22 protein-coding genes are annotated in these 23,373 nt (G+C 70.0%); 13 read left to right on the plus strand and 9 right to left on the minus strand.

Annotated elements, in window-relative coordinates:
- Window positions 1-12 precede the first annotated feature (12 nt).
- On the minus strand, window positions 13-1,212 hold the full coding sequence (locus tag BN1193_RS06740; protein ID WP_040165015.1) for an aminotransferase class I/II-fold pyridoxal phosphate-dependent enzyme: 1,200 nt from the start codon (window positions 1,210-1,212) through the stop codon (window positions 13-15).
- Window positions 1,213-1,310: 98 nt separating this feature from the next.
- On the opposite strand from BN1193_RS06740, the gene BN1193_RS06745 reads away from it, so the two are divergent.
- The 3 genes from BN1193_RS06745 to BN1193_RS06755 are packed head-to-tail and all read left to right on the plus strand — an operon-like array spanning window position 1,311 to window position 5,646.
- Window positions 1,311-2,930: a S1C family serine protease gene (locus BN1193_RS06745; protein WP_052460520.1), complete on the plus strand. Its 1,620-nt coding sequence runs from the start codon at window positions 1,311-1,313 to the stop codon at window positions 2,928-2,930.
- Window positions 2,931-2,980: 50 nt separating this feature from the next.
- Window positions 2,981-4,231 carry a CDP-glycerol glycerophosphotransferase family protein gene (locus BN1193_RS06750; RefSeq protein WP_040165016.1) on the plus strand — a complete coding sequence of 417 codons (1,251 nt, stop codon included), beginning with the start codon at window positions 2,981-2,983 and terminating at the stop codon, window positions 4,229-4,231.
- On the plus strand, window positions 4,228-5,646 hold the full coding sequence (locus BN1193_RS06755; RefSeq protein ID WP_040165017.1) for a CDP-glycerol glycerophosphotransferase family protein: 1,419 nt from the start codon (window positions 4,228-4,230) through the stop codon (window positions 5,644-5,646). Before BN1193_RS06750 ends, BN1193_RS06755 begins: the two co-directional genes overlap by 4 nt.
- A 12-nt stretch (window positions 5,647-5,658) precedes the next feature.
- Here BN1193_RS06755 and BN1193_RS06760 read toward each other — a convergent pair whose 3' ends face one another.
- A complete protein-coding gene (locus BN1193_RS06760) occupies window positions 5,659-6,765 on the minus strand; it encodes a glycosyltransferase family 2 protein (protein WP_052460521.1) in 1,107 nt (368 codons plus the stop codon).
- A gap of 50 nt (window positions 6,766-6,815) precedes the next feature.
- On the opposite strand from BN1193_RS06760, the gene BN1193_RS06765 reads away from it, so the two are divergent.
- Window positions 6,816-8,096, plus strand: coding sequence for a CDP-glycerol glycerophosphotransferase family protein (locus BN1193_RS06765; protein WP_040165019.1), 1,281 nt, complete (start codon window positions 6,816-6,818; stop codon window positions 8,094-8,096).
- Between the two features lie 36 nt (window positions 8,097-8,132).
- A complete protein-coding gene (locus BN1193_RS06770; protein ID WP_040165021.1) occupies window positions 8,133-8,372 on the plus strand; it encodes a hypothetical protein in 240 nt (79 codons plus the stop codon).
- Between the two features lie 35 nt (window positions 8,373-8,407).
- Here BN1193_RS06770 and BN1193_RS06775 read toward each other — a convergent pair whose 3' ends face one another.
- The 3 genes from BN1193_RS06775 to BN1193_RS06785 are packed head-to-tail and all read right to left on the minus strand — an operon-like array spanning window position 8,408 to window position 10,703.
- Window positions 8,408-9,334 carry a hypothetical protein gene (locus BN1193_RS06775; protein ID WP_052460522.1) on the minus strand — a complete coding sequence of 309 codons (927 nt, stop codon included), beginning with the start codon at window positions 9,332-9,334 and terminating at the stop codon, window positions 8,408-8,410.
- 4 nt (window positions 9,335-9,338) lie between these two features.
- Entirely contained in the window at window positions 9,339-10,031 is a 693-nt protein-coding gene (locus BN1193_RS06780; RefSeq protein ID WP_094770326.1) for a phosphocholine cytidylyltransferase family protein, read from the minus strand.
- A gap of 36 nt (window positions 10,032-10,067) precedes the next feature.
- Entirely contained in the window at window positions 10,068-10,703 is a 636-nt protein-coding gene (locus tag BN1193_RS06785; protein ID WP_052460523.1) for a hypothetical protein, read from the minus strand.
- Here BN1193_RS06785 and BN1193_RS18485 point away from each other — a divergent pair.
- From BN1193_RS18485 to BN1193_RS06800, 3 genes are read left to right on the plus strand one after another with little or no spacing between them, the layout of a single operon-like run.
- The gene (locus BN1193_RS18485; RefSeq protein ID WP_326845048.1) at window positions 10,690-12,120 is read left to right on the plus strand and encodes an ATP-binding cassette domain-containing protein; all 1,431 of its coding nucleotides are present in this window, start codon (window positions 10,690-10,692) and stop codon (window positions 12,118-12,120) included. The genes BN1193_RS06785 and BN1193_RS18485 overlap by 14 nt on opposite strands.
- On the plus strand, window positions 12,096-13,664 hold the full coding sequence (locus BN1193_RS06795; RefSeq protein ID WP_040165023.1) for a hypothetical protein: 1,569 nt from the start codon (window positions 12,096-12,098) through the stop codon (window positions 13,662-13,664). Before BN1193_RS18485 ends, BN1193_RS06795 begins: the two co-directional genes overlap by 25 nt.
- 38 nt (window positions 13,665-13,702) lie before the next feature.
- Complete coding sequence (locus tag BN1193_RS06800) at window positions 13,703-13,969, plus strand: DUF3039 domain-containing protein (protein ID WP_040165025.1); 267 nt, start codon at window positions 13,703-13,705, stop codon at window positions 13,967-13,969.
- Here the strand turns inward: BN1193_RS06800 and zapE are convergent.
- Together zapE and BN1193_RS06810 are read right to left on the minus strand one after the other, a co-directional pair.
- Window positions 13,948-14,997: a cell division protein ZapE gene (gene zapE, locus BN1193_RS06805; RefSeq protein WP_052460524.1), complete on the minus strand. Its 1,050-nt coding sequence runs from the start codon at window positions 14,995-14,997 to the stop codon at window positions 13,948-13,950. The two genes, BN1193_RS06800 and zapE, sit on opposite strands and share 22 nt — an antisense overlap.
- Before the next feature lie 4 nt (window positions 14,998-15,001).
- Window positions 15,002-16,327, minus strand: a complete 1,326-nt coding sequence (locus tag BN1193_RS06810) for a nicotinate phosphoribosyltransferase (protein WP_040165026.1) — start codon at window positions 16,325-16,327, stop codon at window positions 15,002-15,004.
- Between the two features lie 64 nt (window positions 16,328-16,391).
- Here BN1193_RS06810 and murI point away from each other — a divergent pair, with 64 nt between their 5' ends.
- Genes murI through rdgB form a run of 3 tightly spaced genes read left to right on the plus strand, consistent with a single transcriptional unit; the run spans window position 16,392 to window position 18,562 of the window.
- Window positions 16,392-17,213: a glutamate racemase gene (murI, locus tag BN1193_RS06815; RefSeq protein ID WP_040165028.1), complete on the plus strand. Its 822-nt coding sequence runs from the start codon at window positions 16,392-16,394 to the stop codon at window positions 17,211-17,213.
- A gap of 15 nt (window positions 17,214-17,228) precedes the next feature.
- Window positions 17,229-17,960, plus strand: coding sequence for a ribonuclease PH (gene rph, locus BN1193_RS06820; protein WP_040165030.1), 732 nt, complete (start codon window positions 17,229-17,231; stop codon window positions 17,958-17,960).
- A complete protein-coding gene (gene rdgB, locus BN1193_RS06825) occupies window positions 17,957-18,562 on the plus strand; it encodes an RdgB/HAM1 family non-canonical purine NTP pyrophosphatase (protein WP_040165031.1) in 606 nt (201 codons plus the stop codon). The genes rph and rdgB overlap by 4 nt, the downstream gene beginning before the upstream one ends.
- 149 nt (window positions 18,563-18,711) lie before the next feature.
- Here the strand turns inward: rdgB and BN1193_RS06830 are convergent, their stop codons facing one another.
- Window positions 18,712-18,957 (minus strand): DUF2630 family protein, encoded by a 246-nt coding sequence (locus BN1193_RS06830; protein ID WP_040165032.1) that lies wholly within the window; start codon window positions 18,955-18,957, stop codon window positions 18,712-18,714.
- 137 nt (window positions 18,958-19,094) lie between these two features.
- Here BN1193_RS06830 and BN1193_RS06835 point away from each other — a divergent pair, with 137 nt between their 5' ends.
- Window positions 19,095-20,015 carry a cation diffusion facilitator family transporter gene (locus BN1193_RS06835; protein ID WP_040165033.1) on the plus strand — a complete coding sequence of 307 codons (921 nt, stop codon included), beginning with the start codon at window positions 19,095-19,097 and terminating at the stop codon, window positions 20,013-20,015.
- A 6-nt stretch (window positions 20,016-20,021) separates the two neighbouring features.
- On the opposite strand, the gene BN1193_RS06840 is transcribed toward BN1193_RS06835, so the two are convergent.
- The gene (locus BN1193_RS06840) at window positions 20,022-22,469 is read right to left on the minus strand and encodes an ATP-dependent DNA ligase (protein WP_040165035.1); all 2,448 of its coding nucleotides are present in this window, start codon (window positions 22,467-22,469) and stop codon (window positions 20,022-20,024) included.
- An 85-nt stretch (window positions 22,470-22,554) separates the two neighbouring features.
- Here BN1193_RS06840 and ku point away from each other — a divergent pair, with 85 nt between their 5' ends.
- Window positions 22,555-23,373, plus strand: coding sequence for a non-homologous end joining protein Ku (gene ku, locus BN1193_RS06845; protein WP_040165037.1), 819 nt, complete (start codon window positions 22,555-22,557; stop codon window positions 23,371-23,373).

Raw genomic sequence — 23,373 nt, forward strand, 5'->3', positions numbered from 1 at the left:
CGGTCAGGGGCGTTACAACCGGGACAGGCGGGCGGCAGCCTCGCGGATGACGGGAAGGCGCTTGCAGGCGGCGAACCGGACGAGGGTTCGCACGTCCGCCCGCTCGCCGGGACGGACGAATGCGGTCATCGGGATCGCCACGACGCCGACGCGCTCCGGGAGTGCGCGGCAGAACTCACCGGCATCGGTGGCGCCGACGTCGCCGGCGTCGGCGACCGTGAAGTACGTCGCGGCCGGCGTCGACACCGTCATGCCCGCGGCCCGCAGGCCGGCGCCGAGTTCGTCACGGGCGGTGCGCATCTCCTCGGCCAGTCCGGTGAAGTAGTCATCGCCGAGGCGCAGTCCGGCGGCCATCGCGGGCTGGAAGGGCGCACCGCCGCTGTAGGTCAGGAACTGCTTGACCGCGAGAACCGCATCCACCAGGTCCGCGGGCCCGGTGACCCAGCCGACTTTCCACCCCGTCGTGCGGAACGTCTTGCCTCCGGACGAGATCGACAGCGTCCGCTCCGCGGCATCGGGGAGCGTCGCGATGGGCACGTGACGCGAGCCGTCCAGAACGAGGTGCTCGTAGACCTCGTCGGTGACGATGAGGGCGTCGTGCTTCTGCGCGAGCCGGACGATCTCCGCCCGCGCCTCGGCCGAGAAGACGGCGCCCGTCGGGTTGTGCGGGTCGTTGACCAGGATGATCCGCGTCGCGTCCGTGACCGCGTCGGCGAGCGCATCGAGGTCCGGCTGGAAATCCGGCCAGCGCAGAGGCACCGTGCGCAGGGTGGCGCCGGACAGGGCCACGCACGCGGCGTATGAGTCGTAGTACGGCTCGAACAGGACGACCTCATCCTCGGGACCGGAGACCAGACCCAGCAGCACGGCCGCGAGCGCCTCCGTAGCGCCGGCGGTGACGAGCACGTCCGTGTCCGGATCCGTCATCAGGCCGTACCAGCGGTGCTGGTGTTCGGTGATGGCCTCGCGCAGTGAGACGTCGCCACGACCCGGTGGGTACTGGTTGACGCCCGACGCGATCGCTTCCCGCGCCGCCTCGAGGACCTCTGGCGGGCCATCGCTGTCCGGAAAGCCCTGGCCGAGGTTGATCGCCCCGGTCTGCGCCGCGAGAGCGGACATCTCGGCGAAGATGGTGGGGGAGCCGGTGCCGTCCGCCGAAAGGAGTCCGGCGCCGGCGGCGGCACGGCGCCACGCGCCGGGAATGGTTCGCATGCGGCCCAGGTTAGTCGCATAGGCGCGTCGCACCGGCGGCATAAGCAATACACAGACTCCGAGGGCAATCTGAAGGAGCTTTCGGAGAAGGAGCAATCATGAGCGACAACAGCGACCCTCGTCCCCAGGACGCTTCGGTCAACAATTCGGCCGCCAACCCGGCGACCTCCGGCCACACGCAGCCCACCATCCCGCTCCCCGCGGGCGGCGCGGGATCGTCATCCGTCCCGCAGGCTCCGACCCCGCAGGGGCCGTCCTTCCCGGCGCCGACCGCGCACACCTCATCCGGCTACGCCACGAACGGCTACAACGGCAACGGCTATCCAGCCACCGGCAGCGGCTACACCGGAAACGCCTACGGCAACGGTTACGCCAACGCCCCGCAGCAGCCCACCTACCAGGCCCAGCCGCAGTACGTCGCCGGTGGCCACACCACGCACCCGCAGTACGGCGCCGCGTTCGGTGCAGCCGCAGGCCGCCCGGCCGCGGCCACCGCACCGCGCCCGGCCAAGCGCAAGGGCCTCGGTGTGTTCGCCGGTGCCCTCGTCGCCGTAGCGGTCGTCGGCCTCGGAACCGGCCTCGGCGGAGCGTGGGCCGGCAACCAGCTCTGGGGCGGAAACGCGGCGGCCACGACGCAGGGGCCCTCGAACGTCACCATCAACAACCCGGACAGCGTGAACGCCGTCACCGCGGTGGCCGCCAAGGTCACCCCGAGCGTCGTCACCATCTCCGCCACCGCTTCGACCGAGGCCGGCACCGGTTCCGGTGTGGTCCTCAGCAAGGACGGCTACGTCCTGACGAACACCCACGTCGTCACGCTCGGCGGGGAGACGTCGGATGCCACGCTCAAGGCCACCACGACGGACGGCAAGATCTACAACGCGAAGGTGGTCGGGCTCGACCCGACATACGACCTCGCCGTGATCAAGTTGGAGGGTGTGAGCGATCTCACCCCGATCTCGTGGGGAGATTCGAACAAGCTCAACGTGGGTGACCAGCTCACCGCCATCGGTGCGCCCCTGGGCCTGGACGACACGGTCACCACCGGTATCGTGAGCGCGCTGAACCGCTCCATCTCGATCCAGTCCTCCGCGGTTCCGGAGAACTCGTCCGGTGACACGCAGCAGACCGATCCGAACCAGCAGAACAACCAGAACGGTCCGTTCCAGTTCGATCTGCCGGGCCAGTCGCAGCAGCAGTCCACCACGAAGACGATCTCGATCGCCGTGGTGCAGACGGATGCCGCCATCAACCCGGGCAACTCCGGTGGTGCCCTGGTGAACCGTGACGGTCAGGTGATCGGTATCAACGTGGCGATCGCCTCGACCGGGTCGTCGAGCTCCTCCTCGAGTGAGTCCGGCAACATCGGCGTCGGCTTCGCGATTCCGTCCTCCGTCGCTCACCGCGTCGCGGAGCAGCTCATGTCGAAGGGCTCGGCCACCCATGGCCTGCTGGGCGCGAGCGTGACGGACGCGACCGCGGAGGCGAACGCCACCCAGGAAGGTGCACTGATCCGCTCCACCAGCGCCAACGGTGCGGCCGAGAAGGCCGGACTGCAGGCGGGCGACGTCGTCACGGGCGTCGGCGACGTGCCGATCCAGAGCGCCACGGACCTCACCGCTCAGATCCGCGCCAACGCCGGCGGATCCACGGTGAAGATCACGTACGTCCGCAACGGCAAGGCTCACGACGTCGAGGTCACCCTCGGCACGATGTGACCTGATCGCTCCACCGAGAACTGGACGCCACCCCGCGATAGGCTCGCGGGGTGGCGTCCTTCTCGTTCGATGCGGGCAATGCTCAAAAGCTCGTCCGCATCCCGCTGTATCTGGCGGGAAAGCTCGCGACCCTGGTGATCCCGCGTGAGCGGAACTGGGTGTTCGGCTGCGGTGCGGGGATCGGTGACGGCCCGCTCGCGCTCTTTCGCCACGCCCGGAGCCAGGGTGTGGTCCCGGTCTGGCTGGTCGAGAACGACCGCGATGAGGCGGACGCCCGTGCGCTCGGCATCCCGACGATCCACAAGCACTCGATCCGGGGATTCTGGGCGACCGCCCGGGCCGGAGTGATCGTCGTCTCGCACGGACTGGGCGATGTGAACCGGTACGCCGTGTCCGGTGCGTTCGTCGTCCAGCTCTGGCACGGCATCCCGCTCAAGCGCATCGGCCTGGACTCCCCGGCGACGGTTCGCAGTGCTCTGCTGCCGGACTCCGTCGCCATGCGGCGGCTGCTGGGCATGCTGTACCGGCGCACGGTCAGCGCCATTCGCGTGCTGCCTGCGGCATCGCACCTGGTGCGCGGACGGCTGGAATCGGCCTTCGGTCTTCCCGATGAGAAAGTCCTGGTCACGGGCGAGCCACGCGTGGACGTCCTGAGCGCGGGCGACGCCGCCACCCGGTACGCGACCGCGCGAGCGCTGCTGGATACCGTCGTCGGCCCGCTGCCGGACGAGGTCGTGCTGTACGCCCCGACGTGGCGGGACGGTGAGGCCGATCCTGCGGTGCCGTCCGCGGCGGAGTGGCAGACCATCGACGAGACGCTGAGCCGACAGAACGCGGTGCTGCTGATCCGCTCCCACCCGCTGGGCGCCGGCGCGTACACACCGCCGTTCGCCACCGATCGGATCCGGCTGCTCGGCAGCGACGTGCTGCGGGACGTGACGCCGGCGTTGCCGGGGCTGACGGTGCTCATCACGGATTACTCGTCGCTGGCCTACGACGTCGGCCTCGTACCGCTGCCCGCGCTCTTCCTCGCGCCCGACGAGCAGGACTACGCCACCCGGCGCGGCTTCTACGGCCGGTACCGGGATGTCGCCGGCGACGACGTCGCGGCAGACTGGTCGACCGTGATGGCGCAGCTCGACGCGCTGCTGGCCGAGCCGGACGAGCGCGCCCGGCGCCTTGCCCGGTCCGAGCGCATCTCGGCTCGCGTGCACGCGTTCCGGGACGGCGGTAACACCGCTCGTGTGTACCGTGAGATCGTGCGGCGTTTCCCGCGTGCGCACGGGGAGGGGAGACGATGACGCACGCCGAACTGCGCGGCGATGTCCTGGAGGTGTTCGGGACGGGGGCGGCTCCGGATCACGTTGCGCTCGTCGGCGCCCGCGCCCGGGTGGCCGGGACGGTGCACACCGGAGCGGACGGCTGGAGCGTCACGATCCCCCTGCGCGCGGCCCGCTGGGGTGGGCCGGAACTTCCCGTGCCGGCAGGGGACTATCGCCTCGAGGGCGTCACCGTGGCGCCGGCGATTCCGGTGACCCTTCTGGACACCCTGCGCATCAGCGCTTCCGGCGACCGGGTTCGCATCGACGCACCGATCGATCCGGCGTATGACAGTGGCGAGGGCCAGGCCGCCCTGGAGCGACGCTACGCCGCCCAGACCGGAGACGTGTTCGAGGACGCCGTCTTCTTCGAGAGCTTCTACGGACGCAATGCGAGCTGCAATCCGCTCGCGTTGGACGCTGAGATCGCTCGTGTCGCCCCGGGGGTGACCCGCTACTGGAGCGTGGTGGACCTGTCGGTGCAGGTGCCGGAGGGAGCCGTTCCCGTCGTGGAGGGCTCACCGCAGTGGTGGCGTGCCCGCGGTACGTCCCGTCTGCTCATCGTCAATGACTGGCTCCGCCGTCGGTACGTGCGACGCCGTGGGCAGCGCGTGCTGCAGACGTGGCACGGCACTCCGCTCAAGCGTCTCGCGCTGCACCGCCCCGGCTTCGACCCACGCCGCACCGTCGCCGTCTGGCGGGAGTCGCGGCGCTGGGACGCGCTGCTCGCCCAGAACCCCTACGCCGCCCGCATCCTGCGTTCGGCCTACGCGTTCCGTCGCTCAGTGTGGGTCGAGGGTTATCCGCGCGACGACGTGCTGTCCACGGGCGACGGTGCCGCCACGCGGGCGGCACTCGGCATCGCTGCCGACGAACGGGTGATCCTGTTCGCCCCCACCTGGCGGGACGACCGCGAGCACATCGTCGACTTCCTCGATCCGGTCCGCCTGGCCGAGGACGCCGATGCGGTGGTCCTCGTGCGCGGCCACTCCCGCACGCTCCTGCCGGGAGAGGACGCGCACGGCCCCCGGGTGATCGATGTCACCGGGTATCCCGACACCTCTCAGCTGATGCTGGCGGCGGACGCGCTCGTGACCGACTACTCATCGATCATGTTCGACTTCTCCGTCACCGGAAAGCCCATGTACTTCCTGGTGCCGGACATGGAGCACTACCGCGGCGAACTGCGCGGCTTCTACTTCGATCTCGCCGAACTCGCGCCGGGCCCGTTGGTGCGCACTCACGATGAGCTGCGGGACGCGCTCGCCGCCGAGGATCAGGCGGCGTTCGCTGAGCGCTACCGGCGCTGGCGCGCGCGGTTCAACCCTCGCGACGACGGCTCGGCCGCCGAGCGGGTCGTGGCACGCCTGCTCGATCAGGGGTGGATCGGCGGCTGATCCCGCCGCCGGTCAGGGCAACGGCGTGTTGCGGCCACCGAGTCGCGACGTGTCCACCGTCTCGCCCGCACCGCGAACGATCCCGGCGAGAAATCCGGCGCCCCAGGCCAGGTGCATCGTGGGGAGCACGGCCGCCGTCCAGACCTTGTCCCGCAGGGTGTCGCCGCCGCCGGATCGTGAGAGCGCGACGGCCAGGACCAGCAGAACGTATGCGATCAACGGCAGATAGAGGACGGAGAGCGCGATCGAGAGCAGCCCGTGCACCACACCGGTCAGCTGGAGCACGGCAAGTACGAGTGCCAGGACGACCAGCACCAGCAACGCCGGCGGAGCGAAGAAGCGAATCGAGTTGCGTCGGCCGAAGCGCCGCACCAGTTCCGCGCGCCACGTCCCGGTGGCGAAGAACTGCCGGACCAGGCGGGTCCAGCTCTCCCGCGGCCAGTACGTGACCGACAGCGCCGGGTCGAACCACACGCGGTAGCCCGCCTGGCGGATGCGCAGGTTGAGCTCCCAGTCCTCGCCACGGCGGATGGACTCGTCGAAACCGCCGACCTCATCCAGAACCGAGCGACGCATGACGCCGAGGTACGCGGACTCCGCCTCGCTCTCGGCGCCGCCACTGTGGTACGCGCCGCCCCCGAGTCCCACGGGGGAGTTGTACGCGCGCGCCACGGCGCGCTGGAACGGCGTGCGGCCCTCCGCGTGCATGATGCCACCGACGTTGGCGGCACCCGTGCGCTCCAGGGTCGCGAGCGCATCGCGCGCGTAGCCGGGGTCGAGTTCGGAGTGGGCGTCCACCCGGATCACCGTCGGGTAGCGCGATGCGGAGATCGCCGCGTTCAACCCGACCGGGATGTCGGCGCGCGGGTTGTCCACCAGCACGATGCGCTCATCTGCGGCAGCCAGGTCGCGGGCGAGCTCGGAGGTTCCGTCCGTGGACGGGCCGAGGGCGAGCACGAGCTCGCGGGGGCCGTCGACCTCCTGTGCGAGGACCGTCTGCACCGCCCGGGCGAGGTAGTCCCGCTCGTTCAGCACGGGCATGACGAACGACACCCCTGCGGTCGGGGGAACGGGAGGGGCGTCGTGGGCGTCGGCCGGGTCCGGTTCCTCGGAATGCATCCCACGATCATCCCATGAGAGCGAGGTCGGGGTGCCGGTAGGCTGGTTCAGTGAGCATCGTTTCGGACGCGCGGAAGGCCTATCGGCTGCTGACCCGAGCCGTCGCCACACGCTCCTCGGTGCAACGAGTGCGTCGGGAGCTGTCCGCTCGCGGACCGCTGCCGGAGAAGCGTTTCCAGGTGGCCGTCTACTTCGCCGACGGCGACGTGAACATGTACCAGATGCGGCAGTGGTACAAGCCTCTGTCCGAGCTCGCGAAGACGTGGCCGGTCGTGGTCCTGGCCCGCAACGCGCGCGGCGCGGCCGCCCTGCTGACGGAGAGCGATCTGCCCGTCGCCTTCGTGCCGACCGTCGCCGACCTGGAGGCGGCGATCGCCCGCCAGGACATCCGCGTCGTGCTGTACGTGAACCAGAACACCCGGAACTTCCAGATGTTCCGCTACGGCAAGCGCTGGCACGTGTTCATCAACCACGGCGAGTCCGACAAGATGTACATGACCACGAACCAGTACAAGGCGTACGACTACGCCTTCATCGCCGGTCAGGCCGCGCGCGAGCGCCTGACGCGCGTGCTCTGGGACTATGACGTCGACGCTCGCACGCTCGAGATCGGTCGCCCGCAGGCGGACCACTATTCGGGCGCATTGCCGTACACGCCGGACGATCGCACCGTGGTGCTCTACGCGCCGACGTGGGAGGGCGATCGCCCGTCCGCGCACTACGGTTCGATCCGCACGCACGGCGAGGCGCTGGTGGAGGCGCTGCTGCGCACCGGACGGCACCGCGTCATCTACCGGCCGCACCCGCGCTCGGGCGTCGTCGACCCGGAGTACGGAGCCGCCAGCGCCCGTATCGTCGCCGCGCTGAAGGCGGCGAACGCGTCCGATCCGGGCGCCCACCACGTCTTCGACGACGGTCCCGAGCTCGGCTGGCAGCTCGCCGCCGCGGACGTGGCGGTCGTGGACATCTCGGCGATGGTCTACGACCGACTGGCCGCCGGGAAGGCCCTGTTCGTCACCCGACCGGTGGACGAACGGGCCAGCGTCGACACCTCCGGCTACCTGTCCGACTGCGAGTGGCTGACCGCGGAGCGCGCCCCGGAAATGGTCGAGGAGGTCGAGCGCGTCCTGCACGACCCGACTGCCACCGCGCGGCTGTCGCTGTGGGTCAAGCACTACTTCGGCGACACGGCGCCGGGAGCTCCGACGGCGAAGTTCCACGACGCGATCGCGACGCTCATGGAGCGGTGGGACGAGTGGAACCAGTGGGAGCTGGAGCGCCGTGACGAAACCGAGGAGCACGACCCGGAAGAGCTCGAAGAGGACGACTGACACGACAACGAGACCCGGGCGCTCGTTGAGGACCGCGTGTTCTGGGCCGGACAGGTCGTCGCATCCGACGGCGGAACCGCGTTCGACATCTGGAGCGACGACGACCCGGAGGACACCGACGTTCCCGCTCCCGCGGTGATCGAGGCTCGGCGCGGAGACAGCACGATCCTGCTGTTCGATGCCGGAGGACGGGGCGGGCCCGACGGCGACACTGTTGCGCTCGTCGACGAAACCAGCGTGACGTGGGCGGAGGCGAAAGCGCTCGGGTTCGACTGAATCGACGTCTGGCCTGAACGATCGCCGCGACGGGCTCAGTCGTCGATGGCGGTCTGATCGGAGGGGCGACGCCGGACGACTCGGCCGGCAGCATCGCGGGCGAAACCGCCGATGCTGCGCGACGCGTTGCCGACCGCGGATGCCGCCGAGCGCATCGCGCCGGCGGTCGCCGAAGCCACCTGGGCCTCGAGCTTCTGCGCGCCCAGCCGCGGGGACAGGTCCTCCGGGAACGTCAGCGGCGGCGGACCGAACGCGGGCTTTGCGGAGCGCACCACGCGCCGGCCGAGGATGTTGTTGCCGCCGGCGCCGATCACCGCGCCGACGCCGAAGGGCAGGGCCTTGCCGACGAAGGACGCGCCACCGCGCTTGGCGAACTGCGCCAGGAACACGTGCTTCAGCCGATCCGTCACCGGACCGAGCGCGGCCCGGGGGAGCGTCTTGGTGACCAACTCGCCCCAGAATGTCGACCGTGTCGCGCCGCCGCCGAACTGCGAGCCGAGCTGCTGGATGAGCTGTGTACCCTCGGTGCCAAGGATCATCGTCATGACGAGGGCTCGGGCGCGATCGGGATCCGACACGCGGATCCCGTGCACCTCAGCGACGGACTGAGCGAACAGGGCGGTCGCCTCCAGGAAGCCGAGCGTCTCCGCTCCGGAGAGAGCCAGGGTCGCGACCGTTCCGATTCCGGGCACGACGGCCGTCGCACCGACGGCGGCACCGGTGCCGGTCACCGCGGCGAGATACCGCCGCTCCAGGATGCGCAGCAGCTGCTCGGGAGTCGCGGACGGGTGACGCAGCCGGATGCTGCGCAGATGCGCGAGCACGACCGGTCGCTGCACGCGCAGGACGCGGTCCAGCGCACGGATCGGGATCGGGTGCTCCGTGGACCCTTCGGGCGGAAGCCCTCCCTGCCACGGCGCATCAGCCGGGAGGGAGTGGATCCGATGGACCTTCTCCGGCATCGAGTCAGACGTAGAGGTTCGCGCGCTCGAGGTCCTCGGCGAAGTCCACCTCGACCGCGTACAGGTCGGAGATGTCCATCGGGACCGTGCGCACGCCGTCCTCGATGATCGCGAGCTCCAGTCCGCGCTCGAAGTAGTCCTGATCGTCGACACGACCGAGCTGGCGAATGAACGCCTTCTTGTCCGCGCGGGAGATGTAGTTGATGCCGACCGCCTCGCCGATTCCGCCGACGACGGTCTTCGACAGCTGGTCGATGAAGCCCTCGGCGCTGAGGGTGTACTTGACCTCTTCGTCGCTGACCTTCGAGGTGTTGACCGTGACGAAGGACTGCTCGCGCTCGATCAGCTCGATGGCGCGGCCGAGCACCCGCGGGTCGAACACTACATCGCCGTTCATCCACAGCACGCCGTCCTTGCCGGTCGCGTTCAGCGCGCGCAGCAGGCTCTTGGACGTGTTCGTCTGGTCGTAGCGCTCGTTGTGGACGTAGTCCGCCTTCGGGAACGCGTCCGCGATCGTCTCGGCGCGGTACCCGACCACCGTGGTGATGCGCGTCTTGGGGCCGAACGCCGCGTGGATGTTGTCGTGCTGCTGCTGCATGATGCTGCGGCCGTCGTTGAGGACGGTGAGAGACTTCGGCAGGCTGCGGCCGAGTCGCGAGCCCATGCCGGCGGCGAGGATGACGGTCTGAATGTTCACTGCTTATCGCTCCTTGGGAGTACGTTCATGGTCGGTTCACCGACGAGACACACCCTTGTGCGAGCTCCATGTTAGCGAATACGGCCTGTGAACTCCGGGAAATCCCAGATTACCGTTGCTTGATCGTGACGGCCCGGCCTGCCGACGCCGCCGGGTGACGCGGCGCGTCACGCGGTGCGCGGTGCTCAACGGCGGTTGATAGGTTGGGGTGGTGACGGACGCGCAGGAATCTTTCCATGATCCCGCGGACGCCGCCTCGGGGGGCGAGCGGGACGCGCCGATGAACGCGCCCGAAACCTCCGCCGGACCACAGACTTCCGGTCCGGAGCCGGCGGCCGCCGACACGAACAAGCGTCCGGTGCGGAAGCCCGCCGCCTCGGCCACGAAGAAGGCCGGATCCGCCGCGAAGCCGACGCCCACCGCGAAGAAGTCGACAACCGCCGCGAGGTCGACTTCCACCGCGAAGAAGTCGACAACCGCCGCGAGGTCGACTTCCACGGCGAAGAAGACGACGACCACGAAGACCACCGCGAAGAAGTCGCCGGCCGCCTCGGCCCGCCCGAGCGCGTCGTCTTCCTCGACGACGACTTCGCCCGTACAGTCGAAAGGGACGGCTCGTGCGGCATCCGTGGCAGAGCCGGACGGAGGGGGCTCACGGGTGGCGAAGGACACCGCAACAGGCACGACGACATCTCGCGACGTGACGGACGAGCGCGGTGGTGCAACACGCGCCACGGCAGCGCTCACCGATGCCGGCGCGAAGGTCGAGGTGCCCCGCATCGAGGTCGACCACAGTGTCGACCTGCAGCGCGGAGGCGACTCCGCGACCGTCGCGACCCCACCGCCGCCGCCGCGCAAGCGCACCCCGGCACGCAAGAGCACGGCCAAGAAGAAGGCGCCGGCGCGCAGCACTCAGCCGTCCGCAACGGATGAGCCGGGAGCCGACACTTCGGGGACGACCGCGTCGGTGGAGACCGATGCTGCGGTGTCGGAACCGCAGACTCCGGCTTCCGTCACGGACGCGGCGGAGTCCGACGACGTCCCCGTGACGCACCGGCCCATCGAGGACATCACCCCACACGCCGACGGAGCGGAGCCGGCGGACGACGACGCATCCGACCCGACCGAAGCTCCCGCGGAGCAGAACGCGTCGGCGGACGACGCCGTCTCCATTGCGCCCGCGTCGGCGCCGGAGGCTTCCCGAACCGCCCCGACGGAGACCGACCCTTCGACGAGCGAGGCTCCGGCGGCGACCGCACCACGTCCGCAGCGGCGCGCTGCAGCGTCCCCGACGTTCGTGCCCAAGCCCTCACCCAAGGTCGACCCGAGCGCCGCAGCACTGGTGGCGCGCGGTCTGCAGAAGAACTTCGGCGGCGTGGCCGCCGTGGACGGCATCGATCTCACGGTTCCCGCCGGAACGTTCTACGGGCTGGTGGGTCCGAACGGTGCCGGTAAGACGACGACCCTGTCCATGATCGCGGGTCTGCTGCGTCCGGACTCGGGCACGATCTCGGTGTGCGGTGTCGACGCCCGCAAGGACTCCCGCGCCGCGAAGCGGCTGCTCGGTGTGCTGCCGGACCGCTTCCGGACCTTCGATCGACTGACCGGCCGCCAGTTGCTGCACTACTACGGCGTCCTGCGCGGGCTGCCCGCCGCAGTCGTGGACGAGCGTGCGGCGGACCTCGCGCGTGCGTTCGATCTGACCGACGCCCTGGGACGCGTGGTCTCGGACTACTCCGCCGGAATGACCAAGAAGGTCATGCTCGCCGGTGCACTGATCCACACCCCACGACTTCTGGTCCTCGACGAACCGTTCGAGTCGGTGGATCCGGTCAGCTCGGCCGTGATCCTCGAGATTCTGACGTCCTACGTGTCCGGCGGTGGAACCGTGATCCTCTCCAGTCATGGCATGGGCCTGGTGGAGAAGGTCTGCTCGCGCGTGGCCGTGGTCGTCGGTGGCCAGGTGCTCGCCGAAGGAACCGTGGACGATGTCCGTGGGGGCGTGTCTCTCGAAGAGCGCTTCGTGGAGCTCTCCGGCGGACTCGGCGAGGTGGAGGGGCTGGAGTGGTTGCACACGTTCTCCGGCTGAGGCTGGACCTGCTGCTCGGCTCCTTCCGCGGCGAACGCTCGCGGGTCATCCGCACGGTGCTCGGCGGTGCGGTGTTCATCGCCGCCATCGTGGCGGTCGTGGTGGGGCTCCTGTCCTTGCGCGAAGACACGGTCGCCGCGACCGCTGCCGTGACGGTGTTCGCCGGATCGGCTCTGGTTCTCGGGATCGTGCTGGCTCCGATGATCGCCGGGTTCGAAGATCTGCTGGACCCGCGGCGGTTCGCGCCGTTCGGGCTCGCACCGCGCCCGCTCGCCGTGGCGCTGCTGCTGGCGGCGCCCATCGGCGTCCCGGCGATCGGCCTGATCGCGGTCTGTGCGGTCTTCGCCGTGGTGTGGTCCGAGCACGGGGCCGGCGGGCTCGTCTCCTGGCTGTCGGCCCTGCTCGCGCTGGCGACGTGCCTCGTCGCGACGCGGGTGAGCATGGCCTGTGCGGCGCTGCTGCTGCACGGCCGACGCACGCGCGAACTGACGGGTGTGATCATCCTGGCGGTCATCGTCGTGGTGGTGCCGGTCGCCGTCTTCCTCGGTTCGCTGGAGTGGGGCGGGATCGTGCCGCCGCAGCTCGGTGAGGCCGCCGACATCCTCGCGCTCACGCCGCTCGGTGCGGCCTGGGCGATCCCCGGCGCCGTCGCCGCGGGGGAGGGTGGCGTCGTGGCGCTGATCGTCGCCGTCGCACTGCTGACCCTCGTCCTGCTCACGTGGGCCTGGTTCGCTCTGGTCGCCCGGATGCTCTCCACGATCGAGCGCCCGATCCTGACCCGCGAGCGCGGTGGACTCGGCTGGTTCGCGGTCACGCCGGGAACCCCGGCCGGCGCGGTCGCCGCACGCAGTCTGGTGTACTGGATGAAGGACCGTCGCTACCTGGTGAACGTCATCGTGGTACCGATCGCCGCGGTCGTCACGGTCGTCCCGCTCCTCATCGCCGGCGTTCCCGCCGACCTCGCCTCCTTGCTTCCCGTGGTGCTGATGGCGCTGTTCCTGGGATGGATGCCGCACAACGACGTCGCCTACGACTCCACCGCGGTGTGGCTGCACATCGTCAGCGGCGTTCGCGGCATCTCGGACCGGCTCGGTCGGCTCGTGCCGATCGTGCTGTTCTCGGTGCCGTTGCTCGCCGTCGCGGTCTCCGTCTCGGTCATGCTGCACGGGCGGTGGGCCGTGCTGCCGGCCGTGATCGGCGTGGTCGCCAATCTCTTCCTGGCCGGTCTCGGGCTGTCCTCGATCTCCTCGGTGGTCGCCCCGTATCCGGTCACGCGCCCGGGCGATTCGCCGTTCCAGCAGCCGCAGCGCGCGGGCAGCGGTGTCGGGTCCCAGGCTCTCGTACTGCTCGGGGCCATCCTGTTCAGCCTTCCCTCGATCGGGTTCGCCTGGATCGCGGTCACCTCGGACGTCTCCGCGGCCTCCGACGCGCTCTGGGCGGGACTCGGGGCGGGCGTCGCCGTCCTGGTGGTCGGCCTTGCGATCGGCGCCCTCCTGTTCGATCACCGCGGCTCGCGGATCATGGAGTTCGCCGAGGCCGCGTGATCCGATCCGGCCCTCTCGGGCGGGGTTATCATGGGGCGATGAGCACGCCACTGGACCGCCCCGACGAGGGTGGCGTCACCACTCTGGACCGCGAACTCGAAGAGCTGATCCGTGAGGAGACCATCGAGCCCGGTGACCACGAGCGCTTCTCCCACTACGTCAAGAAGGAGAAGATCCTCGAGTCGGCGCTGACCGGAAAGCCCGTCCGCGCCCTGTGCGGGAAGAAGTGGACGCCGGGGCGTGACCCGGAGAAGTTCCCGGTCTGCCCGACGTGCAAGGAGATCTACGAGTCACTGACCAAGTGACCGGGGGCGTTCCGCGCCTCTGACCTCGGCCCCGCCTCGACCTCTCGCAGCAGTCGCAATCGGCTGATCATGCGGGCGGCATCGGGCCGCGCGGTGGCGGTCGCGACGAAGTCGTCGCGGGAGAGCGCGGAGCGGACGTGCAGGGGAACGTCGAGATCGCTCAGCACGTCCACCAGCGTGAGGAATCGTTGCTGTGCGTCCGGTGAGGTGCGCGTGAACGACGGCACATGCGTGAGTTCGAGCGCGCCGTGCTCGCGCCCCCATGCCCGATACTCCGTCGCCGCCGTGGCGGCGCCGCACAGCTGCTCGAACGTCGCGCGCAGGGCGCCGGGGCTCGCAGCCGTGACGGTGAAGTCCCGGCCCCCGTGTCGCACACTCGTGAAGGTGGTCGGCAGCGGTTCGGTCAGCGTCGTCCAGGTGCCTGTCGCGAACCCGTGCCCGGCGGGCCGCGCTTGTCGGCGGTGGTCGACGCCGTCATCGATCGGGATGACCTCGAGATGATCCTCCAGCAGCGTGATGCACGGCAGCATCAGCTCGTGCCAGAGCGGGGAGGGGAGCAGCTCGCCGGGCGCGAAGTTCGACGTGGTGATCAGCGTCGCGCCGCGTTGCAGCACCGCCTCGACCAGGCGAGTGAGGAGAATGCCGTCGCCGGGGTCGTGGGCGTGGAATTCGTCGAACACCACCACGTCGGCCTCGGCGGTGACCGCCGCGACGGCGGCGATCATCGCCGCGGTGCCGTGCCCGTCCGCTCGCGCGCGGAACAGCGCGGATTGCAGGTCCACCAGCAGTCCGTGCACGTGCACGCGCTGGACGGACGCGTCCGGCACCGCCTGGATGAAAGCGTCGATCAGCCAGGTCTTGCCGCGCCCGACCGGCCCGTGCAGGTACAGGCCCCGCGTGGGCACACGACCGGCGCGCAATTCGTCCCCGATGCGCCCGAGGGCGGCCGCGGCGGTGCGTTGACCCGCGGTCAGGGCGAACCCGGCGGTGCCCGCCGCGGTCGCGATGGCGTCGGTGACGCCCGTCATCGACTCACTTCGCGTTGACGAAGACCGTGGGGATGACCGGGTCGGACTTGCTCAGCGCGAGTCCGCGCACCGGCAGCTCCTCGCGGACCATCGCGTGGTGAGCGCGTGCCGCGGCGGTGCCGTCGACACCCTCGTGGGCGGCGTCGATCTCGCCGTGGTCGACGAAGACCACCTGCAGGGCACGTGCGTCCGGATGATCCGCGGCGGTCTGCACCTTCTCGAAGCCGTCGGAGACCGCCACCAGCTCACTGGTCGCCTTGCCGCGTTCGAGCGTGCGGAAGGCCGCCTTGCGGCCACCCAGAGACGCCTTGTCCTGAGCCTTCTTCGCGACCGCCACCCAGGCGCCGTCCGTGTCCTGACGGGCCACGAGCTTGTAGACCATGCTGGCGGTGGGGTAACCGGAACCCGTGACGACGGAGGTGCCGACGCCGTACGCGTCCACGGGAGAGGCGGCGAGGGATGCGATGGCGTACTCGTCCAGGTCGCTGGTCACGGTGATCTTCGTCTTCGCGGCGCCGAGGGCGTCCAACTGCGCGCGGACTTCGCCGGCGACGATGGGAAGGTCGCCGGAGTCCAGGCGTACTCCGCCGAGGTCGGTGCCGGCGACGCGGATGGCGGTCTCGACACCGGTCGTGATGTCGTACGTGTCCACCAGGAGCGTGGTGCCGACGCCGGACGCCGCGATCTGGGCCCGGAAGGCCTCCTCCTCGGAGTCGTGCAGGAGGGTCCACGAGTGCGCGGCGGTGCCCATCGTGGGAATGCCCCACGTGCGGCCGGCCTCCAGGTTGCTGGTGGCGTCGAAGCCGGCGATGTACGCGGCGCGGGCGGCGGCCACAGCGGAGTACTCGGCCGCCCGTCGCGCGCCCATCTCGGCAAGGGGTCGATCCCCGGCGGCGAGGGACATGCGCGCCGCGGCCGTGGCGACTGCGGAGTCGTGGTTCAGGACGCTCAGTGCGATGGTCTCGAGGATCACGGCTTCGGCGAAGGTGCCTTCGACGGTGAGGATCGGCGAGCCGGGGAAGTACAGCTCGCCCTCGCGGTAGCCGGTGATCGTCCCGGAGAAGCGGAAGTTCTCGAGGAAGGACATCGTCGAAGCGCTGACGACGTGGTTGTCCGCGAGGGACCGCAGCTCGTCCTCACCGAAGTGGAAGTCCCGCAGCAGCGTGAGCAGCCGTCCCGTGCCCGCGACGACACCGAACCGGCGCCCACCGCTGAGTCGCCGGGAGAACAGCTCGAACACGCACTCGCGGTCGGCGGTGCCGTCCTGCAGGGCGGCGTCCAACATGGTCAGTTCGTAGCGGTCCGTGAGCAGGGCGGTGGATCCGGTCATGCGCAGAACTCTACCGTCGCGGCGGGGGCGGAACCCACCGGGTGACGGCGTAGGCTGGATCATCATGTCTGACGCGCCGATCGGGATCTTCGACTCCGGAGTGGGCGGGCTCACCGTCGCTCGTGCGATCGGTGACCAACTCCCGAACGAGTCATTCGTGTACATCGGCGACACGGCCCGCACGCCCTACGGCCCGCGCCCCATCGCCCAGGTGCGGGAGTTCTCCCTCGAGGTCCTGGACTCGCTGGTCGCGCACGGGGTCAAGATGCTCGTGATCGCCTGCAACACCGCCTCGGCCGCCGTGCTGCGCGATGCGCGCGAGCGCTACGACGTGCCGGTCGTCGAAGTGATCGGACCGGCCGTGCGGACGGCGATCTCCACGACCCGCAACGGCCGTGTCGGTGTGATCGGGACGGAAGGGACCATCACGAGCGGCGTCTACCAGGACATGCTCGGCGTCGACGCGCGGTTGACCGTCTTCGCGCAGGCCTGCCCGCGCTTCGTCGAGTTCGTCGAGGCGGGGATCACCAGCTCGCCGGAGCTGCTGGAGATCGCTGCGGACTACCTCGAGCCGCTCCGTCGTGCCCAGGTCGACACTCTGGTCCTCGGCTGCACGCACTACCCCTTCCTCAAGGGCGCCATCAGCTATGTGATGGGCCCGGACGTCTCGCTGGTCTCCAGCGACGTGGAAACGGCCAACGACGTCTACCGCCAGCTCGTCGGGGGCGGTCTGCTGGCGTCCGGTGCCCGGCATCCCACCCGGGTGTACGAGGCGACCGGGACCAGCGAGGAGCAGTTCCTCGCGCTGGCCCGACGACTCATGCGCGGCGACGTCGACCGCGTCCAGCTGGTGCAGACCGGCTCCATCTCCCTTCCTCGTCCCTGATCGAAAGAGGCACCCATGTCCGAGACCGTTCGCGCCGATGGCCGCGCCGTCGACCAGCTCCGCCCCGTCACCATCGAGCGGGGGTGGAGCGCTCAGGCCGAGGGCTCGGCACTGGTCAGCTTCGGTGGCACGAAGGTGCTGTGCACGGCGTCCTTCACGAACGGCGTGCCCCGCTGGCTGACCGGCAAGGGCAAGGGCTGGGTCACGGCGGAGTACGCGATGCTCCCGCGAGCCACGAACAGCCGCAACGATCGCGAGAGCGTCAAGGGCAAGATCGGCGGACGCACGCATGAGATCTCCCGCCTGATCGGCCGCGCACTGCGCGCGGTGATCGACACGAAGGCGCTGGGTGAGAACACCATCGTGATCGACTGCGACGTGCTGCAGGCCGACGGCGGCACCCGCACGGCCGCGATCACCGGTGCTTACGTCGCCCTCGCCGACGCGATCGCGTGGGGACGGGAGCACAAGTTCATCGGGCAGAAGTCCCGGGTGCTGTTCGACTCGGTGTCCGCCGTGTCAGTCGGCATCATCGACGGTGAGCCCATGCTCGATCTGGCATACGTCGAGGACGTTCGCGCCGAGACCGACATGAACGTGGTGGTCACCGGTCGCGGCCTGTTCGTCGAGGTGCAGGGCACGGCTGAGGGGGCGCCGTTCGACAAGCGCGAGCTGGACGCGCTCCTGGAGCTGGGAGTGAACGGTTGCGCTGACCTGCGCGACATCCAGACGCAGGTGCTCGCGTGAGCGTTGACCGCGTCGTCCTGGCCACGCACAACCCGCACAAGGTCGCGGAGTTCCAAGCCATCGTCGCCACGGTGCGTCCGGACCTCACGGTCATCGGCTACGACGGCCCGGAACCGGTCGAGGACGGCGTGACCTTCGCGCAGAACGCACTGATCAAAGCCCGGGCCGCCACCGCCCACACCGGTCTGCCCGCACTCGCGGACGACTCCGGTCTGTGCGTGGACGTGCTGGGCGGCTCACCCGGTGTGTTCTCCGCCTACTGGGCCGGTCATGCGAAGGATGACGTGGCGAACCGCCGTCTGCTCCTGGACCAGCTCTCCGACCTCGCTCCGGAGCACCGTGGGGCGCACTTCACGTCCGTGATCGCACTCACCCTGCCCGATGGCACGGAGCGTACGGTCGAGGGGATCTGGCCCGGGCGGCTCGCGCGCACGGAGACCGGACAGAACGGGTTCGGTTACGACCCGGTGTTCGTGCCGGACGACGCCGACGGAACGCCGGGCACCGGCTCGGCCGCCGAGCTGAGCGCGGAGGAGAAGAACGCGCAGTCGCACCGCTCGCGCGCGTTCGCGCATCTGCTGCCGTTGCTGGCCTCGCTCTGAATCTCACCGAGCACGCCCCATTCGGCGGGGCGTGCTCGCGGACCTGCATCCGTCAGCGGATGCCGCGCCGGGCAGGGGTGGTCGCGTTGATCCGCCGTCGTCAACGGAGGGCGGATCGCCCACGAGGGGCCCCGTCGGAGCGCGTTCGCTCAGTCGTGGTAGCCCTCGACCTCTGACGCCGGGCGCTCGGCGACGCTGTTCGGGTCTTCGCCGAACTCGGCTTTGGCACGACGCTGGCGCAGCAGGTCCCACAGCTGATCCTTCTCGACGTCGAGGGCGCGGAGCCGCTCGAGGTCGGCGGCCGGGCGTTCCGCACCTTCCGTGTCGACCGAGCGCAGCGTGCGCTGCTCGTCGTCGATCGCAGCGATGCGTCGGGTGATCTCCGTGTCGTTCATGCACCGATCCTCTCACCGACGGTTGCGCAGGGGAACGATCGCGCGCAGCAGCGGCGAGCGGACAGATGAGAGGGGTTCTCATTCCCGACTGCGCTGGATCGTGGGGATCACCGCCTCCGGCGTCCTAGCCTGGGAACATGCATGATCACGCGCCTGCAGCAGGGATCCGCGGCGCCGGCAATCGTCGGTTGCTGGCGATCTCGCTGTCCATCACGGCGACCATCATGCTCGTTCAGGTGGTCGGCGCGATCCTGTCCGGCTCGCTCGCGCTGCTGGCCGACGCGGCGCACATGTTCACCGACGCGTCCGCGCTGGTGATCGCCCTGGTCGCGAGCATCGTCGCCGCACGTCCGGCCGATGACCGTCGCACCTTCGGCTACCAGCGCGCGGAAGTGCTGGGAGCGCTGATCAACGCGATCATCCTCGGCGCCCTCGCGATCTGGGTCGGTGTGGAGGGTGTGCTCCGCCTGATCCACCCCGCGCAGGCCGAGGTCCAGGGCTCGCTGATGCTGATCGTCGCGATCGTCGGCCTGATCGCGAACGCGGTCTCGATGTGGTTGCTGAGCTCGGCGCAGCGCACGTCCATCAACGTCCGGGGCGCGTACCTCGAAGTGATGGGCGATCTCATCGGCTCGGCCGGCGTCATCATCGCGGCGATCATCATCCTGCTCACCGGGTGGGTTCAGGCTGACGCCATCGCTTCGCTGTTCATCGCGGTGATGATCGTGCCGCGCGTGATCACGCTGATGCGCGAAGTCGTCTCGGTGCTGTTCGAGTCAGCCCCGGACGGTACCGCGCTCCCGGACATCCGCACGCACATCCTCGGGTACCCGGGAGTCCGAGACGTGCACGACGTGCACGTCTGGCAGTTGACGCGTGGAGCTCCCGTGTTCACGGCGCACGTCGTGGTCGATCCGCAGCTGCTCGCGGACGGCGGACATGTCTCCTTGCTCGCCGATCTGCAGGCATGCCTGGCGGCGCACTTCGACGTGGAGCACTCGACGTTCCAGATCGAGCCCGCCGGCCACAGCGAGCACGACGACGTGCTGCACGACTGAGCGCCGTCAGTCCGTCCGGCGGACGTCGGATGCGGCGATGTCCGTCCGCAACCCGCGCCAACGCGGGTGGCGCAGATGCTCCGACGGACTCCATTCCGCGAACTCGACCTCGCCGACGTGCACCGGCTCCACCCACACGGCATCCGCAGCGTCCGCGGCGGGCACGTCGGCGAAGGGATTCACGTCGGTTCCCAGCGGAGCGAGCAGGCGCAGCAGGGCGTCGGCGGCGGAATCACTGAAACCGGTCCCGACGCGCCCGGCGTAATGGAGGGAGCCGTCCGGCGTGCGGACACCGACCAGCAGAGAGCCGATCGCACCGGCGCGCCCGCCCCGACCCGGGCGGATGCCCCCGATCACGACGTCCTGCGTCCGCGTGAGCTTGAGTTTGAGCCACGCGTCGGAGCGGGACCCGGCGCGGTAGGGCGAACGCGGGTCCTTGACCATCACTCCTTCCAAGTCCAGCGCGCGGGCGGCATCCCACGCGTCGGAAACATCATCGAACACCGGAGGCACGGCGACCGATGCGCTTGCGGCGACCAGGCTCTCCAGACGCTCCCGTCGATCGCGCAGCGGCAGATCGGTGAGGTCGGTGTCGGCGGCAAGGATGTCGAAGAGGAACAACGACACCGGCGTGCGACGAGCTTCGGCGGAGATCGCGGACGCGTCGGTGAGATGCATGCGGTTCTGCAGCAGCGGGAAGCTCGGCCTGTTCGCGCTGTCCAGGGCGACGATCTCGCCATCGAGCACGGCCGAGGTGGCCGCGACCGTCAGCGCACCCGCCGCGGTGAGCTCGGGGTAGCGGGCGGTGATCTCCGTCCCGTTGCGTCCCCAGATGCGCACCCGCCCGCCGTCCCACCCGACGATCGCGCGGATGCCGTCCCACTTCATCTCCACCCACGGCGTCTGCCCGGTCCGGGTGGCGGCGGCGGTGCCCAGGGCGGGGGTCGCCGGCGTCGCGAGCATCGGTGCGACGTAGTGCGCCGCGGCACCAGCCGCGGAGCTCGCGGGTGGCGACGGGGGAGGGCTCAGCGGGTCGTCCTCATCGTGCGGAACAACGGGGGACCCGTCCGGCTGCGCTCGTCCGTCCGCGGTCCGCTTCATGCGGCGCAGCAGCCAGGTGGAGCGCTCGCCTTCCCCGTCCGTGCGGATCAGGACGATGCGGACGCCGTCGGCGGGACCTCCCGGGCGCCCGTGCAGCGTGACGATGATCTCGTCCTCGCGCCATTTCTCCTCGTCGTACGTGCCGCGGTCCCACAACCACATCCGTCCGGCGCCGTACTGGCCGCGCGGGATGTCGCCGGCGAAGTCGAGGTACTCCAGGGGGTGGTCCTCGGTCTGCACGGCGAGGTTGTTGCGCGTCGAGGTCTCCGGGAGGCCCTTGGGCACCGCCCAGCTGACCAGCACTCCGTCGTGCTCGAGGCGCAGATCCCAGTGCAGGGCACTGGCGTGGTGCTCCTGGATGACGAAACGCCGTTCGCCCGTGTCCGTCGCGCGGGGTGTGGACGGCATGGGTTCGGGGGTCTGCGCGGAGCGACGCTTGTCGAGGTATGCGGCCAGGCGTGGTGAGGCCGCGTCCAGGCTCGCGAGGAGGTCGCCGTTCCGGGCGACCCGTCCCAGCACCTCGGTGAACTCCAGCTGTGCGAGGTCGGGGTCGGTCAGCTCCTCCCACGTCCGGGGGGCGGCGACGAACGGCCGTGCTGTGCCGCGCAGGGAGTACGGCGCGATCGTGGTCTTCTTGCCGTTGTTCTGGCTCCAGTCGATGAACACGCGACCCGCCCGCCGGTCCTTGGCCATCGTGCTGACCACGAGGTCCGGCTGGTCCGCCTCGATCGCCCGGGCCAGCGCGTGCGCGACCTCCGAGACCTGGGCGCTGGTCTGCGTGCCGTCCAGGTGGGCGTACAGGTGGATCCCCTTGCTGCCGCTGGTGACCGGAAAGGGTGTCAGGCCCATTCCGATCAACAGGTCGCGGGCGATCATGGCGACGGCGGCGCACTCCGCCAGTCCGGCGCCCTCGCCCGGATCCAGGTCCAGCACCAGCCGGTCGGGATTGCCGCGTTGCCCGGCGGCGTCGAAGCGCCACTGCGGGACGTGCAGCTCGAGTGCGGCGAGCTGCGCGAAGTGGACCAGCGCGGCGGCGGAGTCGGCGAGCGGGTAGTCCTTGTCGCCGTCGCTGTGCGCGATGGTTCGTCGGAGGAGCCAGTCCGGCGCGCCGGGTTCGAGTTGTTTGACGAAGAACGGCCGCTGCGGGTCTTCCGCCGTCCCCACCCCGTGCGGCCAGCGCTTGCGCGTGACCGGACGACCGGCCACGTGCGGCAGCAGGACGGGCGCGATCCGCAGGGCGTAGTCGATCACCTCGGCCTTGGTGGTTCCGGTCGCGGGGTAGAGCACCTTGTCGAGGTTCGTCAGGCGGAGGCGTCGGCCGTCGACGGTCGTCACCACCTCGCCCGCTGCCATGGCCCGACCTTATCCCGGTGCCTGCCTGACGAGGCCGGGATTCGCGGGACTTGTCGGCCCCACCGGGCCGGTGTGTACTGGGGGCATGCGATCCATCTGGAAGGGCGCCGTGACGTTCGGCCTGGTCAACGTCCCGGTGAAGGTGTACTCCGCCACGGAGGACCACGACGTATCCCTGCACCAGGTGCACGCCGCCGATGGCGGACGCATCCGCTACCAGCGCGTGTGCGAACTCGACGGCGAGGTGGTGCCGTACGCGGAGATCGATCGCGCCTACGACGACGGCGTGCAGACGGTGGTCCTGACCAAGGACGACCTCGCGGCGCTCCCCGCGGAGCGCACGCGTGAGATCGACGTCGTGGAGTTCGTGCCGAGCGACCAGGTCGACCCGATACTGCTGGACAAGCCCTACTACCTGGAACCGGACTCCGCGTCGGCCAAGGCGTACGTGCTGCTGCGGGAGACGCTCAAGCGCACGGATCGGACGGCGATCGTCCGGTTCACCCTCCGGCAGAAGACGCGCCTGGCGGCGCTGCGCGTCCGTGACGACGTCCTGATGCTGCAGACGCTGCTCTGGGCGGACGAGGTGCGCGTCGCGCAGTTCCCCTCGCTCACGGACGACGTGAAGATCTCGGACAAGGAACTGGAGCTGTCCGCCGCGCTCGTGGACGGGTTCGCGTCCGATTTCGAGCCGGCCGCCTTCGTCGATGAGTACCAGCAGGAGCTGCGCACGCTCATCGCGGCGAAGCTGGAGCAGGGCGATGCGATCGACACCGAGGAGACCTTCGGTGCCCGCGCGGAGACCGGCGGTGAGGTCATCGACCTGATGGCCGCCCTGCAGGCCAGCGTGGAGCGTTCGCGGGCCGCGCGTGAGGCGGCCCAGGAGCGCTCCGAAGCGGGCTGA

The organism is Microbacterium gorillae (assembly GCF_000826185.2).
Classification (GTDB): Bacteria; Actinomycetota; Actinomycetes; order Actinomycetales; family Microbacteriaceae; genus Microbacterium; species Microbacterium gorillae.

Excerpts from the sequence above, each read along its gene's own strand:
- BN1193_RS06740 (WP_040165015.1), bottom strand. The coding sequence starts at position 1,212 with ATGCGAACCATTCCCGGCGCGTGGCGCCGTGCCGCCGCCGGCGCCGGA.
- BN1193_RS06745 (WP_052460520.1), top strand. The coding sequence starts at position 1,311 with ATGAGCGACAACAGCGACCCTCGTCCCCAGGACGCTTCGGTCAACAAT.
- BN1193_RS06755 (WP_040165017.1), top strand. The coding sequence starts at position 4,228 with ATGACGCACGCCGAACTGCGCGGCGATGTCCTGGAGGTGTTCGGGACG.
- BN1193_RS06760 (WP_052460521.1), bottom strand. The coding sequence starts at position 6,765 with ATGCATTCCGAGGAACCGGACCCGGCCGACGCCCACGACGCCCCTCCC.
- BN1193_RS06775 (WP_052460522.1), bottom strand. The coding sequence starts at position 9,334 with ATGCCGGAGAAGGTCCATCGGATCCACTCCCTCCCGGCTGATGCGCCG.
- BN1193_RS06800 (WP_040165025.1), top strand. The coding sequence starts at position 13,703 with ATGAGCACGCCACTGGACCGCCCCGACGAGGGTGGCGTCACCACTCTG.
- zapE (WP_052460524.1), bottom strand. The coding sequence starts at position 14,997 with ATGACGGGCGTCACCGACGCCATCGCGACCGCGGCGGGCACCGCCGGG.
- BN1193_RS06810 (WP_040165026.1), bottom strand. The coding sequence starts at position 16,327 with ATGACCGGATCCACCGCCCTGCTCACGGACCGCTACGAACTGACCATG.
- murI (WP_040165028.1), top strand. The coding sequence starts at position 16,392 with ATGTCTGACGCGCCGATCGGGATCTTCGACTCCGGAGTGGGCGGGCTC.
- rph (WP_040165030.1), top strand. The coding sequence starts at position 17,229 with ATGTCCGAGACCGTTCGCGCCGATGGCCGCGCCGTCGACCAGCTCCGC.
- BN1193_RS06830 (WP_040165032.1), bottom strand. The coding sequence starts at position 18,957 with ATGAACGACACGGAGATCACCCGACGCATCGCTGCGATCGACGACGAG.
- BN1193_RS06835 (WP_040165033.1), top strand. The coding sequence starts at position 19,095 with ATGCATGATCACGCGCCTGCAGCAGGGATCCGCGGCGCCGGCAATCGT.
- BN1193_RS06840 (WP_040165035.1), bottom strand. The coding sequence starts at position 22,469 with ATGGCAGCGGGCGAGGTGGTGACGACCGTCGACGGCCGACGCCTCCGC.
- ku (WP_040165037.1), top strand. The coding sequence starts at position 22,555 with ATGCGATCCATCTGGAAGGGCGCCGTGACGTTCGGCCTGGTCAACGTC.